We start from the raw sequence: 13,950 nt of genomic DNA on the forward strand, positions 1-13,950 counted from the left end.
CACTCCGTCTTCCCCGCGTCTCCAGGAGCCGTACGCCATGGGCGAGTCCCTCACCAGTCAGCTGACCGTCGACCCCACCTGCCGTATCGAGTTCGGCCCCGGCCGTCTCTCGCACCTCCCGGACCTGGTCGCCTCCCTCGGCATGAGCCGCGCGTTCGTGGTCACCGACCACGGGCTGCGGGCCGCCGGGATTCTCGGCCAGGTACTCAAGGTGCTGGACGCGGCGGGCGTCGAGCACGGGGAGTACGACGGGGTCGGCGCCAACCCGTCCACCGGCAACGTCGACGAGGGCGCCGCCCGCGCGCGGGAGTTCGGCCCGGCGGTGGTCGTCGCCCTCGGCGGCGGCTCGGTCCTGGACGCGGCCAAGGGCATCTCGCTCCTGGTCGGCAACTCCGACGCGGTGGCGGCGGACGCGGACACCCTGTGGGAGGCACTGGACGGTCTGCCGCTGATCGCGATCCCGACCACCTCGGGCACCGGCGCGGAGACCAACGGCTTCGGTGTCATCGAGGACACCGGAGCCCGCCGCAAGGTGTACATCGGCCACCCCTCGGTCAAGCCGCGGATCGCACTGCTCGACCCGGAGCTGACGCTCGGACTGCCCGCCCGGATCACCGCCGCCACCGGTATCGACGCCCTGGTGCACGGCATCGAGTCGCTGGCCTCCCGGGGCGCCAACCCGGTCTCGGTGGCGTACGCGACGCAGGCGGTGGCCATGGTCGGCCGCTGGCTGCCCCGCGCCCATGCCGACGGCTCGGACCTGGAGGCGCGTGCCCAGCTGATGCTCGGCGCCCATCTGGCGGGCCAGGCGCTGACCATCTCCGGGCTGGGTCTCGTGCACGGCATCGGGCATGCGCTGACCGCCCACACCGGTACCCCGCACGGTGTCGCGCTCGCCGCCGTCCTGGAGGAGGTGCTGGAGTTCAGTGCCCCGGCGGCCGGCGACGCCTACGAGCAGACGGCCCGCGCGCTGCGCCTCGCCCCGCCGGCCGACGGCGACTGGGCCCGCGCCGCGGTCGAGGCCGTCCGCGAGATCTCCGGCTCGCTCGGCGTCAAGCAGCCCCTGCGCGACCTCGGCGTCCGCCCGGACCTGCTGCGCCCGATCGCCGCGGGCGCCCTCGCGGACGCGGTGACCGCCAACGCCCCGCGGCAGCCGACCGAGGAGCAGGTCCTCGGGATCCTGGAGGCGGTGTACTAGGGGGTCAGGAGCGGCCGTGCGCGTGCGGCGGGACCGTCACCACCGCACGTGCAGGCTGGACGGCTTGCGGAACACCAGGCCGTACGGCGCGGCGGGCCGTTCCGGGTCGAGGCCCAGTCCGGGAAGGCGTTCGAGCAGGCGCTGAAGGGCGATACGGGTCTCCAGGCGGGCGAGATGGGCGGCGAGGCAGTGGTGCGGGCCGTGCGCGAAGGCCAGTTGGAGACGGGCGTTGCCCCGGCGGATGTCGAAGCGGTCCGGGTCGGGGAAGACCGCCGGGTCACGGTTGGCGCCGGTCAGGGAGACGGTGACCAGGTCGCCGCGACGGACGGCGGCCGGGCCGAGGACGATGTCCCGGGTGGCGTAGCGGTCCACCACAGCCGCTCCGGGCTCCAGGCGCAGCGACTCCTCGACCGCACCGTCCAGCAGGGTCGGATCGGCCCGGACGAGGGCGAGTTGGCCGGGGTCCCCGAGCAGGTGGAGCAGGGCGTTGGTGATCATCGCCTCGGTGGTCTCGATACCGCCGAACATCAGAACGGCCGCGTTGGAGGCCACTTCGGGCGGTGTCAGCCGGCCGGCGGCGGAGACGAGGAGCGAGGACGCGTGCCGGTCGGCGACCGTGGCCTCGACGGCGGCCCGCAGCTCCGCGTAGGCGGCGGCGCCCGCGGGGCCTGCTTCCAGTCCTTCGGTGATGTCCGAGACGGACCGTACGATCGCGTCGTACCAGGCAAGGACCGTGTCCGTGGTCGCCCCCACCAGTCCGAGCGCCTCGGTGACCACGGCGACGGCCAGCGGTCCGGCGAAGGTCCGGCGCAGTTCGGCGGTGCCGGACGGTTCCAGTGCGGTGATGAGGCGGTCGGTCTCCCGCTCGATGAACACGGCGAAGCCGTCGTGCACCTCGCGGGGCCGGAAGGGAGCGGCGAAGGGCTCGCGGTGGCGGGTGTGCGCGGCGCCGTCCAGGGAGAGCATGCTGGGGCCGACGACCTGGGCGGTGGAGAAGCGCGGGTCGTCGACGGTGAAGGAGACGGCGTCCCGCATCACGCCGAGCGCGAGGTCGCGGCGGGTGACCAGCCAGCCGTTCAACTCGGGCAGCCAGGAGACGGGTTCGTCGGCGCGCAGCCGTGCCAGGCGCGGGTGCGGATCGCGGGCGAGTTCGGCGAGCGTGGTCGAGGCGCCGAGCGGGAAAGCGTCGACGGTGCTCATCACACGGTCCGGCCGGGGAGGGGGAATCCGTTCACCTCCCCACCTAAGCACGGCACCCGGACAGCCGGTTCGCCGCCCCGGACCTGACGAACCACCGGCTCACCGCCCACGGGGATCAGTCGTCCACGACCGAGACGGCGATGGGCGTCCCGGCCTCGATCGTGCGGCTGACCGTGCACAGCCGGTCGTGCGAGACGGCGACCGCCCGGGGCAGGATGGCGCGGGCCCGGTCGCCCGACGGGCCGTCCGGGAAGGTGACCGAGAAGGCGACCGCGAGGTCCGTCATCCGGTTGCCGCCCTCGTCGCCGGCCTTGTGGCCGCTGACGGTGACGGTGAAGGCGGCCGGCTCGGTGTGGCGGCTGGTGGCGACGTCGACGTCGGCCGCGGTGCAGCCGCCGATCGCGGCGAGCAGGAGCTCCACCGGGGTGAACTCCGTGCCGTCGGCGGTACCGAAGACGATCGTGCCGCCGCGTGCGTTGGTCGCGGTGAAGCGGCCGGTGGCGGTGCGCTCGACCGTCACCAGGCGCAGGGAGTCTTCGCTCATACCGCCGAACCTATGGCAGCCCGGCCGTCAGCGCAGGATGTTCACGGCGCGCGCCACCACCAGGACCACCGTCACCAGGGAGACGGAGGACTGCAGCATCATCAGCATCTTGGCCCAGCGCGACAAGGGCATCACGTCGGTCGGGCTGAAGGCGGTGGAGTTGGTGAAGGACAGGTACAGGTAGTCGAGGAAGGTCGGCTCCCAGTCCTGCGGCGCGGTCTCGGGGCTCTGCATCTGCACGAAGAGGAAGTCCGGGTACCGGCGGTGGCCCTGGACCCGCGCCATCGGTCCGCCGCGGTCCCACTCCCAGTACCAGAGTGCGAACACGATGACGTTCGTCAGCCAGATTCCGCCGCCGGTCAGCAGGAGCGGTCCGGCGTCCTCGCCCTCGGTGCCGTTCACCAGGCCAGCCACCAGCCGCACCGCCGCCCAGCCGTTGGCGAGGCTGATCACGCACATCAGGCCCAGGCCCAGCATGCGCAGCCACCGGGTGCGGGGCTCCACCCGCCGGGGGTTGCCGACGATCAGGCCGGCCAGCAGCACCAGTTCCAGGGCCGGCAGGGCCCAGTACGGCTGGAGGGCGAGCCGGTGCGGCAGCGCCAGCTGGAGCGCCACGGCCACCAGGATCACGGCGGTCACGGCCCACCGCGGCTCGCCCTGCGTGGCGCTGCGCCACGCGGGCACCACTTCGCGCTCGCCGTCCGCCAGCAGCCGCTCGATCCTGGCCAGCCGGTTCTCGGCATCGCTCATGCGGTCGTTCATGGCGACGATTGTCCCCGAGACCACTCGCCGGCCGGCCGGCCGTCGCAGGAGGTCTCCCCCGGCCCCGGACGCGCCGGACGCCCCGGACGCCCCCGACTCGCCGGACTCGCCGGACTCGCCGGGAGCAGGGGCTGGGCTCGGGCGATGAGCAGGGCGACGTCGTCCTCGCCGCCGGGCGGCCGCAGCGTCTCCAGGATGCGTTCGCAGGTCTCTTCCAGATCGCGGCCGCGGGTCGCGGTGAGGGCGTCGAGCAGGGTGTCCAGGCGGGCGTCGATGGGTTCGCTGCGGGTCTCGACCAGGCCGTCGGTGTAGAGGACCAGTTCGTCGCCGGGGCGGAAGTCGATGGTGGCGGCCTCGAAGGGCACCCCGCCGACGCCCAGCGGTACGCCGGCCGGCAGGTCGAGCAGCCGCGCCGGGTGGCCGGCCCGCAGGAGGGCCGGGGGCAGGTGGCCGGCGAGGCACATCCGGCACTCGCCCCGGTGCGGGTCGCAGACGCAGTAGAGGCAGGTGGTGATGGCCTGCTCGCCACCTTCGGTGAGGTGGTCGAGGTGGTACAGGGCCTCGTCCGGGGCGAGGTCGAGTTCGGCGAAGGCGCGGGCCGCGCTGCGGAGTTGCCCCATGGTGGCGGCGGCGTTGATGCCGCTGCCCATGACGTCCCCGACGACCAGGGCGGTCTTGTCGCCCCGCAGGGGTATGGCGTCGTACCAGTCGCCGCCGATCTCGCTCGTGGCGCCGGCGGGCTGGTAGCGGCAGGCCACCTCCAGGCCCGGCAGGTGCGTCGGGAGCTGGGGGAGCAGACAGCGCTGGAGGGTGAGCGCCGCATGGCGCTGGGCCTGGTAGCCGCGGGCGTTGTCGATACAGACAGCGGCCCGGGCGGCCAGTTCACTGGCGAGGAACACATCGTCGTCGTCGAAGGGCGCGGGGTTGTTCCGGGTGCGGGCGAGGGCCAGGGCGCCGAGGACCTCGCCCCGGGCCGGTAGCGGTACGGCCAGGTAGGAGTGGACGCCGGCTTCCGCGAGGAGGGTGGCCGCCGCGTCGTGGCAGGCGATGCGGTCCAGGTCCTGACGCGTGGCGCGGGGCAGCAGGACCGGGTGACGGGTGCGCACGCACTGGGTGATCAGGCGGTCGCTGTCGTAGGTGACAAGTCCCCCGGGCGGGTCGGCCGCGCTGGCCGCCTCGCCGACGTGGACCGCGCTGACGGCGAGGGTGCGGAAGCACGCCGGGCCCTCGTACGGCGTGGTCCGGCCGTCGAGCGCGCTGTCGAGCACGTCCACGGCGGCCACGTCGGCCAGGTCCGGTACGACGACGGCGGCCAGCTCGCGTGCTGTCGTCTCCAGATCGAGGGTGGTGCCCACGGAGGCGGAGGCCTGGGCGATCAGTGCCAGCCGTCGCCGGGCGTCGGCCGCCTCGGCGGCCGCCCGATGGCGTTCGGTGACGTCGATGACGGAGTAGGCCAGGCCCAGCACCCGCCCGCCGGAGTCCTCCAGCCGGTAGTACGAGACGGACCAGGCGTGGTCGTGGTCCGGGTCACCGGGCGGACGGCAGACGATGTCCCGGTCCACGACCGACTCGCCCGTCTCCAGGACCCGGCGCAGCCGCGCCTCGGGCCCCGTGTCCAGGTAGGTCAGGATCTCGCTGACCGAACGCCCCAGACGTTCGGCGGCGGACTGGCCCGTGATGCGTTCCAGGGCGGGATTGACGGCGAGGTACCGCAGGTCCGAGTCCAGGATGGCCAGCCCGACCGGGGACTGGGACACCAGGCGCATGGCCAGGGCGGCATCCCGTTCGACCCGCTCCACCGCGGCCTGGTCGGCGGCGAGACCAAGTGCGTAGAAGCCGCCGAGGTCGTCCATGAGCCGCATGTTGCGGAACTCCACGAGGCGGGTGCTGCCGTCCTTGTGCCGGACCGGGAAGACCCCGGCCCAGTCCTGACCGGATTGCATGACCTGCGTGAACAGCCTGGCGACCTCGTCCCGGTACTCCTCGTGGACCATCAGCTGAGCCGCGTACTGCCCCAGCGCCTCCGCCGCGCTGTGCCCGAACAGTTCCTCGGCCTTCGGGCTCCACAGAACGACCTGTCCCTCCGCGTTCAGCACCACCGCGGCGACGCCGAGCAGATCCAGCAGGCCGCCGGGCGGCGCGGCGGGACCGTCCGCCGACCGGCCGGCGACTGCTCGGGAGGAGTCCGTCGTGCCCATCCCTCATCTTCCCTCCCGCCCGGTGCCCTGGCTCGTGGCACGTCGGCGGGCGTCTGTCTTCATCCATGGTCGCCCCAGACCGAGGCGGCCCACATCTGGACCTGCCCGCGCAGGCCGCTGTGCGAAGCTGGAGCTGATCACAGGCGCCACGCTCCCGTGCGTCCCGCTCGGGAAACGGAGAACGGTGAGTACCGATGACCTCGAAGTCCGCCGATGCCGCCGATCCCCCTGGTCCCGGCCCGGCCGTCGCCGGCAACGGGCCCGACGTCTCCCGGCGGGAGTTCGACGCGCTCTTCGAGGCGGTCCGCACCTGGGGGCGCTGGGACCCGGCCGACCGCGGCGCCTGGAACCGGGTGACCGCGGACCGGGTACGGCGGGCCGCGGCCGGAGTGCGGTCCGGGGCGGTCGTCCCGCTGGCGCTGCCGTGGAACACCCGGCCCGGCCCCGACAACCGCAGGCCCGCGCTGCACCACATGACCGACCTCGGTGACGTGGAGCCCCCGGAGCCCACCGCCCACAAGGACTTCATCGCCGCCGACTACCACGGCAAGGGCGTCACGCATCTCGACGCCCTGTGCCACATCGCCTACCGGGGGCAGCTCTACGACGGCCGGACGGCCGCCGACGTCGTGGGCACCGCGGGCGCCCGCTTCGGAGCGGTGTCGGCGCTCGGACCCCTCGTCACCAGGGGTGTGCTCCTGGACCTCCCCGCCGTCCTCGGGGTCCGCTGGCTGGCGCCGGGACGAGCGGTGCACGCGCGGGACGTCACCGACGCGGAGCGGACGCTCGGGGTGACGATCGGCGAGGGTGACGCGGTGCTGCTGCGGTCCGGGCACGTCCGGCGCCGCAGGGAGCTGGGCGCCTGGGACCCGGAGACCGCGAGCGCGGGCTTCCACGTGGACGCCGTACCGCTGCTGGCGGAGCGCGGTATCGCGCTGCTCGGCGGTGACGGCGACAGCGATGTACGGCCCTCGCCCGTCGAGGGTGTGCACTCGCCGGTCCATGCCCTGGCCCTGGCCGCGATGGGCGTCCCGCTGCTGGACAACCTCGATCTGGAAGCCCTCTCGGCCGCCACCGCGGAGGCCGGGCGGTACGAGTTCCTGCTGGTGGTGGCACCGCTGAACGTCCCGGGCGGGACGGGTTCGCCCGTCAACCCGGTGGCGGTCCTGTGACGGACAGCCTGGCGGTATACGCATGACAGCAATGCCACCCCGTGACTCGCGCCCTTAATATCCGTATTCTCTTTTATGTCGGATTGTTTACGGAAATTGTTTACGGAAAGTGGACTATCGCGAGCGAGGCGAAGCGTGGTGCGGTTCGGCGGGGCACCGACGCCCACGGGGCGTTCGACGGGCGGCGCAGGGCCCGCGCTTTCGCGTGAGCGGTTCCTGGGGGGCGAACCCGTCGACGCGGGTGTACGCACCTCGATCCTGAACTCGTGGCAGCGTTGCCGGTCCCTGGGGCTCTCGGCGGACCAGGCCGACCTCCCCTTCCGGGACGATTTCGAGCGGGACGCCCGGATCGTACGCGCGGCCGTGCCGGTGCTCGACCGGCTCCAGTACAGGTTCGCCGGCAGTCGGCTGAACATCTCCGTCGCCGATGCGAACGGCACCGTCCTGCTGCGCCGTTTCGGAGAGGCGTCCCTGGCCAGAAGCCTTCCGGCGATCCAGTGCGTGCCGGGGTTCGTGTTCGCCGAGCGGGTCGCCGGCACGAACGGCATCGGTCTGGCGCTGGCGGAGCGGCAGCTCATCCGGGTCTACGGCGCCGAGCACTTCGCCGAGCGGGCCCAGACGAGCGCCTGCCGCGCGCTCCCGGTCCGCGACCCGCTCAGCGGCCGAATCGAGGGCGTGCTGTGCTTCGGTTATCCACGCACCTTCGACGACCCCCGGCTGGCCACCGTGATCCGCAAGGCGGCGCGAGCCGTCGAACGGCGGCTGCTGAGACAGAGCTCCGCACGTGAGCGGGCGCTGCTGCGGGCGTACGTGGAGACCGAGGCGGAGGCCGCCGTCGGCTGTCGCCACACCGTCGGACTGGACGAACTGGCCATCGGACAGCACCCGCGGGACCGCGCGCTCCTCATGGAGAAGGCCACCGAGCTGCTCTCCCGCGCACAGCGGGCAGCTGTCCACGTCTGCCTGTCCGACGGCCGCCGTGTCACGCTGCTGAGCCGCCCCATGACAAGTACCACCGGAGTCGAGGGCGTGGCCATCGAGGCCGTCCTGCCCGGCCCCGCGCCACGAGATCTCCTCATCACCCCATGGCGGTTCGACGAGTTGCCGGACTTCCCCGCCGCGCCCGCCGCCCCCGGTTTCGTCCTGCCGTCCGGGGCCGTCACCGTCACCGCGCCCGGTCAGGTCGCCTCGGGCGGCAGGGGCGTCACGGTCGCAGAAGGACGGGCAGGCCGTCCCGCCGCCGCGCCCCCGTCGAGAGGGCTGCTGCTCGTGGGGGAACCGGGGGTGGGACGGTACGCCCTCGCCGCACGACGCCGGCTGGAGCTGCTGTCCGAGGCCAGTACGCGCATAGGCACCACCCTGGACGTGCGCCGCACCGCCCAGGAACTGGCCCGGACGGCGGTGCCGCGACTCGCCGACTACATCACGATCGACCTGCCCGAGGCGGTCCTGCGCGGCGAGGAGTCCGCCGAGCCGCACGGCGACCTGCGCCGTACGGTGGTGCACGGCATCCGCGACGACTGTCCCTTCCATCCGGTCGGCAAGCAGGTCGACTACGGCCCGGCCACTCCGCAGCTGCGCTGCCTGACCGGCGGAGAGCCGGTGCTGGAGCCGGATCTGGAGGTCGCCGCGGGCTGGCTGGCCCACGACCCCGAGCACACCGAGGAACTGCTCACCCACGTCCACTCCCTGATCGCGGTCCCGCTGGTGGCCCGCGGTGTCGTCCTGGGCGTAGCCGCCTTCTACCGCGGCCGGGATCCCACACCCTTCGGCGACGACGACCGTTCGCTGGCCCAGGAACTCGCCGCCCGTGCCGCCCTGTCCATCGACAACGCCCGGCGCTACACCCGCGAACGCACCATGGTCCTGGCCCTCCAGCGCAGCCTGCTCCCGCAGGGCCTGCCCGACCAGGACGCCGTCGAGGTGGCCCACCGCTATCTGCCCGCCGAGTCCGACGTGGGCGGGGACTGGTACGACGTCATCCCGCTCTCCGGCACCCGGGTCGGGCTCATGGTCGGGGACGTCGTCGGCCACGGCATGCTCTCCGCCGCCACCATGGGCCGGCTGCGCACCGCCGCCCGCAGCTTCGCCGAACTCGACTTCCCCCCGGAAGAGGTCCTCACCCATCTCGACAACCTGGTGGGACGCCTGGACCGGGAGGACCCCGCCGCCGCCGAAGCGGGCATCCTCGGCGCGACCTGCCTGTACGCCGTCTACGACCCGACCACGCAGCAGTGCACCATGGCCCGTGCCGGGCACCCGCCGCCCGCGCTGGTCCGCCCCGACGGCACGGTGTCCTTCCACGAGCTCCCCGCCGGTCCGCCGCTCGGCCTCGGCGGCCTGCCCTTCGAAGCCGTCGACGTCGACCTCCCCGAGGGCAGTCTGCTGGTCCTCTACACCGACGGGCTCATCGAGGACCGGTACCGCGACGTCGACGTCGCCCTCGACCGGCTGCGTGCGGTCCTGGCGCAACCGGGGCGGACACCGGACGAGACCTGCCAGGCGATCCTGAACAGCGTGGCACCCGTCCACCCGGGTGACGACATCGCGCTGCTCGTCGCCCGCACCCGTGCCCTGCCCCCCGACCGGATCGCCGGCTGGGAGCTGGAGGCCGACCCGGCCCTCGTCGGCGAGGTCCGGGCCGCCGCCATGCGGCAACTGGCCGACTGGGGAGTCGACGAGGCCGCGTTCGCGGCGGAACTGATGCTCAGTGAGCTGGTCACCAACGCGATCCGGCACGGCTCCGGCCCGATCCGGGTGCGGCTGCTGCTCGACCGCACCCTGATCTGCGAGGTCTCCGACACCAGCAACACCGCCCCGCATCTGCGCCGGGCGGCCAGCACCGACGAGGGCGGCAGGGGCCTGTTCCTCATCGCCCAGCTGGCACAGAGCTGGGGGACACGCTATCTGCCGCAGGGCAAGGTCATCTGGGCCGAGTGCGGCCTCGAGGGCAGCTGAGGCCGGCACCGCCGCTGACCCGTTGGTGTCACACAGAGCGACAGATACCCGAATTGACACGGATAGTCGCATTAGGATCGCTGGCGACAGTCGGGAAGAACTCGCCAGGCCGACCCTCGGAGATGTCCGTGCACGACCCTCCCGACACCTCTGCGCACCCCCTGGTCCGCGTCCGCGGGCTCACCAAGCGGTTCGGCGGGACCCTCGCGCTCGACGGGGTCGACCTCGACGTCCGCGCGGGCAGCGTCCTCGCCCTCCTGGGCCCCAACGGGGCCGGAAAGTCCACCCTCATCAAGGTGCTCGCCGGCATCCACCACGCCGAGGCGGGGCGGATCACGGTGGACGGGCACCCGCTGGGCAGCCATGCCGCCTCCGCCGCCATGTCCTTCATCCACCAGGACCTCGGTCTGGTGGAGTGGATGACGGTCGCCGAGAACATCGCCCTGAGCACCGGATACCGGCGCCGCGCCGGGCTGATCTCCTGGCGGCGCACCCGGGAGCGGTGCGCCGACACCCTGGCGGCCGTCGCCGGACACCTCGACCCCGCCACGCCGGTCGCCCTGCTCTCCCCCGCCGAGCGGTCGCTGGTGGCCATCGCCCGGGCGCTGGCCACCCGGGCGGCACTCGTCGTCCTGGACGAGCCGACCGCCCGGCTGCCCGCCGCGGACTGCGCCCGGCTGTTCCGCGTCCTGCACACCCTGCGCGACCAGGGGCACGGCCTGCTCTACGTCACCCACCGGCTGGACGAGGTGTACGAGGTCGCCGACGCCTTCGCCGTCCTGCGCGACGGCCGGCTCGTCAGCCACGGCGACCTGGCGGGCCACAGCCCCGCCCGCCTGGTCCACGACATCGTCGGCGAGGAGCCAACCCGGTACCGCCCCGCCACCGTCCCCGCCGACGGCCCGGCCGTCCTCACCCTCGACGGCGTACGGACCGCCGGTGCGGGACCGGTCGGCCTGGACCTCAGGGCGGGCGAGGTGCTGGGTCTGGTCGGCCTCTCCGGCGCCGGACACCGGGAACTGGGCCGGGCCCTGGCAGGTGCCCGCCCCCTCCTCGGCGGCCGGGTACTGCTCGACGGCCGGCCGTACCGCCCCCGCACGGTCGCCGACGCCGTCCGCCTCGGGGTCGGCCTGGTGCCCGGGGACAGACAGCGGGAGGGCTGCGCCGCCGAACTGACCGTGCGGGAGAACCTCCTGGCCAACCCGCGCGCCGCGGGCGTGCCGGCGCTGCGCCGGATCGTCCCCCGCCGGGAACGCGCGGTGGCCGCCGGCCTGATCGAACGGTTCTCGGTGCGTCCCCGGGACAGCGAGGCCCCGATCGGCACGCTGTCCGGCGGGAACCAGCAGAAGGTCATGATCGGCCGCTGGCACCCGGTGGGCCTGCGCCTGCTGGTCCTGGAGGACCCCACGGCGAGCGTGGACGTCGGGGCCAAGGCCGCCGTCTACCGGCTGCTCGACGGGGCACTGGCCGCCGGGCTCGCGGTGCTGCTCGTCTCCACGGACTTCGAGGAGGTCGCGGGCGTGTGCCGGCGGGCCCTGGTGTTCGTCCGCGGCTCCGTGACGGCCGAACTGAGCGGCCCCGCGCTCACGGTCGCCGGGCTCACCCGGGCGGCCTCGGCCATGCCCCCCGCCGGAACCGCGACGGCCTCATGACCGCCTCGCCCCGGGCCCCGGCCCGGCCGCGCCGCGGCCCCGCCGGACACCACGTCGGCGCCTACGGCCTGCTCGCCCTCACCGCTCTGCTCTTCCTGGTCTTCTCGCTCACGCTGCCCCGCACCTTTCCCACCCGGGACACGGTCGACTCGATCCTGTTCAACCAGTCGATCCCGGCCGTCCTCGCGCTCGCCGCCACGGTCCCCATCGTGACCGGCGCGTTCGACCTCTCCCTCGGCTACGGCCTCGGCCTCGCGCACGTGATGGCGATGCACCTCGTGGTCACCGAGCAGTGGCCCTGGCCCTGGGCCTGCCTGGTGGTGGTCGCCGGCGGGGCGGTCGTGGGCGTCCTCAACGGTGCGGTCGTCGAGTTCGGCCGGATCGACTCCTTCATCGCCACCCTCGGGACCGGCAGCATGATGTACGCCGTGACCGGCTGGATCACCGACGGCGGCCGGATCGTCCCCGGTCCGCAGGGGCTCCCCGCCGCCTTCACCGATCTCTACAACTCCAGGTTCCTCGGGCTTCCGGTGCCCGCCTGGTACGTGCTCGCCCTCGCCGTCGCCCTCTGGCTGGTGCTGGAGCGGCTGCCGCTCGGCCGCTACCTCTACGTCGTCGGCTCGAACCCGCGCGCGGCCGAGCTCGTCGGCATCCCGGCCCGCCGGTACACCGTCTACGCGTTCGCCGCATCGGGGCTGCTGGTCGGTTTCGCCGGTGTGCTGCTCGCCGCCCAGCAGCAGATCGGCAATCCCAGTGTCGGCCTGGACTATCTGCTGCCCGCCTTCGCCGGGGCGCTCCTCGGCTCCACCACGATCAGACCCGGCCGCCCCAACGCCCTGGGCACGCTGGTCGCCGTCGCCGTGCTCGCGGTCGGCCTCACCGGCATCGGCCAGCTGGGCGCGGACTTCTGGACGGTCCCGCTGTTCTACGGCGGCACGCTCCTGCTCGCCGTCGGGCTGGCCGGCTACTCCGCCCGCCGTCTGCGCACCGGGGCCGACGCGTCCGCCGCCCCCTCCGAGCCGTCCCCCTCGGCCCGGGACGGTGACCCGGCGGGCCCCACGCCATGAGTCCCCCGCGTCCTTCTCCCGCGCGAGGAGCCCCCGTGCGCCGCAACCGCAGGGTCTCCCCGGCCCGATGCGTCACCGTCGCCCTGCTGGCGGCCGCGACCGCGCTCACGGGCTGCCAACGCGGGTCGCCGGACGGCCCCGCGGTCTCCGCCACCGGCCCGAGCGGCTGCCCGGCGGCCCAGGCACGGGCCCAGGCATCCGTCACCCGGGCGGAGCGGACCGACGTCCCCTGGAACGGGCCGACCAGCGGCCCCGCGGCGGTGTCCGGCAAGACGATCGTCTACGTCGCGCAGGCCATGACCAACCCCGGGGTAGCGGGCGTCGCGAAGGGCCTGCGGGAGGCCGCGAAGGTCATCGGCTGGAACGTCCGGGTGATCGACGGCGAGGGTACCCCCGCCGGTATCCAGGCGGCGCTGGGGGAGGCCGTCGCTCTCAGGCCCTCGGGCATCGTCATCGGCGGTTTCGACCCCGACTCGACCTCGCAGCAGACCGCGCGGGCCACCGCGGCGGGCATCCCGCTCGTCGGCTGGCATGCGGTCACCTCCCCCGGCCCCAGCGTGCGGCCCAAGCTCTTCGCCAACGTCACCACCGACGTCGGCGACGTCGCCGCGATCAGCGCGCAGTGGGTCGTCGCGGACTCCCGGGGCAACGCCGGGGTCGTCCTCTTCACCGACGCCTCGATCCCGTTCGCCCACCACAAGTCCGAGCTGATCAGAAAGGGGCTGGCCACCTGTGCGGGGGTGCGGGTGCTGGCGTACGAGAACATCCCCATCCCGGACACCAGCACCCGTACCGCCAGGGAGGTCTCCACCCTCCTGGCCCGCTTCGGGAGCCGGTGGACCCACTCCGTGGCGATCAACGACCTGTACTTCGCCGACGCCGCCCCCGCCTTCCGCGCGGCCGGGAAGAGAGGCACCGGGCCACCCTTCAACATCGGCGCCGGCGACGGCGATCCGTCCGCCTTCCAGCGCATCAACGGCGGCCAGTACCAGGCGGCCACCGTCCCCGAGCCGCTGTCGCTGCAGGGCTGGCAGATCGTCGACGAGTTCAACCGCGCCTTCTCCGGCCGTCCGGCCAGCGGTTACGTCGCGCCTGTGCACGTCTCCACGGCGGCCAACAGCAAAGGGACCTCGGCCTGGGACCCGTCGGGCTACCGGGAGGCGTACCGGAAGATCTGGGGCAGATGACTTCGAGAAGTC

At 73.6% G+C, this 13,950-nt stretch carries 10 protein-coding genes; 6 read left to right on the forward strand and 4 right to left on the reverse strand.

The features are described 5' to 3' along the window. Positions 1 to 37: 37 nt before the first annotated feature. Positions 38 to 1,198, forward strand: a complete 1,161-nt coding sequence (locus ACWGJB_RS01125; RefSeq protein ID WP_453378193.1) for an iron-containing alcohol dehydrogenase family protein — start codon at positions 38 to 40, stop codon at positions 1,196 to 1,198. A 36-nt stretch (positions 1,199 to 1,234) separates the two neighbouring features. Here ACWGJB_RS01125 and ACWGJB_RS01130 read toward each other — a convergent pair whose 3' ends face one another. From ACWGJB_RS01130 to ACWGJB_RS01145, 4 genes are all read right to left on the reverse strand, one after another. Further along, positions 1,235 to 2,398 carry a cytochrome P450 gene (locus ACWGJB_RS01130; protein WP_453378194.1) on the reverse strand — a complete coding sequence of 388 codons (1,164 nt, stop codon included), beginning with the start codon at positions 2,396 to 2,398 and terminating at the stop codon, positions 1,235 to 1,237. A 115-nt stretch (positions 2,399 to 2,513) separates the two neighbouring features. Next, positions 2,514 to 2,942, reverse strand: a complete 429-nt coding sequence (locus ACWGJB_RS01135) for an OsmC family protein (RefSeq protein ID WP_453378195.1) — start codon at positions 2,940 to 2,942, stop codon at positions 2,514 to 2,516. A 27-nt stretch (positions 2,943 to 2,969) separates the two neighbouring features. Beyond that, complete coding sequence (locus ACWGJB_RS01140) at positions 2,970 to 3,704, reverse strand: hypothetical protein (RefSeq protein WP_453378196.1); 735 nt, start codon at positions 3,702 to 3,704, stop codon at positions 2,970 to 2,972. Beyond that, complete coding sequence (locus ACWGJB_RS01145) at positions 3,701 to 5,902, reverse strand: SpoIIE family protein phosphatase (RefSeq protein WP_453378197.1); 2,202 nt, start codon at positions 5,900 to 5,902, stop codon at positions 3,701 to 3,703. Before ACWGJB_RS01145 ends, ACWGJB_RS01140 begins: the two co-directional genes overlap by 4 nt. Positions 5,903 to 6,096: 194 nt before the next feature. Here ACWGJB_RS01145 and ACWGJB_RS01150 point away from each other — a divergent pair, with 194 nt between their 5' ends. The 5 genes from ACWGJB_RS01150 to ACWGJB_RS01170 all read left to right on the forward strand — a co-directional run bounded on the left by ACWGJB_RS01150 (position 6,097) and on the right by ACWGJB_RS01170 (position 13,938). Continuing rightward, entirely contained in the window at positions 6,097 to 7,074 is a 978-nt protein-coding gene (locus tag ACWGJB_RS01150; RefSeq protein WP_453378198.1) for a cyclase family protein, read from the forward strand. A gap of 135 nt (positions 7,075 to 7,209) precedes the next feature. Continuing rightward, complete coding sequence (locus ACWGJB_RS01155; RefSeq protein ID WP_453378199.1) at positions 7,210 to 10,032, forward strand: SpoIIE family protein phosphatase; 2,823 nt, start codon at positions 7,210 to 7,212, stop codon at positions 10,030 to 10,032. 122 nt (positions 10,033 to 10,154) lie between these two features. Further along, a complete protein-coding gene (locus ACWGJB_RS01160; RefSeq protein ID WP_453378200.1) occupies positions 10,155 to 11,684 on the forward strand; it encodes a sugar ABC transporter ATP-binding protein in 1,530 nt (509 codons plus the stop codon). Next, complete coding sequence (locus ACWGJB_RS01165; protein WP_453378201.1) at positions 11,681 to 12,751, forward strand: ABC transporter permease; 1,071 nt, start codon at positions 11,681 to 11,683, stop codon at positions 12,749 to 12,751. The genes ACWGJB_RS01160 and ACWGJB_RS01165 overlap by 4 nt, the downstream gene beginning before the upstream one ends. Positions 12,752 to 12,786: 35 nt before the next feature. After that, complete coding sequence (locus ACWGJB_RS01170; RefSeq protein WP_453378202.1) at positions 12,787 to 13,938, forward strand: substrate-binding domain-containing protein; 1,152 nt, start codon at positions 12,787 to 12,789, stop codon at positions 13,936 to 13,938. Positions 13,939 to 13,950: the final 12 nt, after the last annotated feature.

The organism is Streptomyces sp. NPDC054813, from assembly GCF_053611365.1.

Excerpts from the sequence above, each read along its gene's own strand:
- ACWGJB_RS01135 (WP_453378195.1), bottom strand. The coding sequence starts at position 2,942 with ATGAGCGAAGACTCCCTGCGCCTGGTGACGGTCGAGCGCACCGCCACC.
- ACWGJB_RS01150 (WP_453378198.1), top strand. The coding sequence starts at position 6,097 with ATGACCTCGAAGTCCGCCGATGCCGCCGATCCCCCTGGTCCCGGCCCG.
- ACWGJB_RS01130 (WP_453378194.1), bottom strand. The coding sequence starts at position 2,398 with ATGAGCACCGTCGACGCTTTCCCGCTCGGCGCCTCGACCACGCTCGCC.
- ACWGJB_RS01140 (WP_453378196.1), bottom strand. The coding sequence starts at position 3,704 with ATGAACGACCGCATGAGCGATGCCGAGAACCGGCTGGCCAGGATCGAG.
- ACWGJB_RS01145 (WP_453378197.1), bottom strand. The coding sequence starts at position 5,902 with ATGGGCACGACGGACTCCTCCCGAGCAGTCGCCGGCCGGTCGGCGGAC.
- ACWGJB_RS01165 (WP_453378201.1), top strand. The coding sequence starts at position 11,681 with ATGACCGCCTCGCCCCGGGCCCCGGCCCGGCCGCGCCGCGGCCCCGCC.
- ACWGJB_RS01160 (WP_453378200.1), top strand. The coding sequence starts at position 10,155 with ATGTCCGTGCACGACCCTCCCGACACCTCTGCGCACCCCCTGGTCCGC.
- ACWGJB_RS01125 (WP_453378193.1), top strand. The coding sequence starts at position 38 with ATGGGCGAGTCCCTCACCAGTCAGCTGACCGTCGACCCCACCTGCCGT.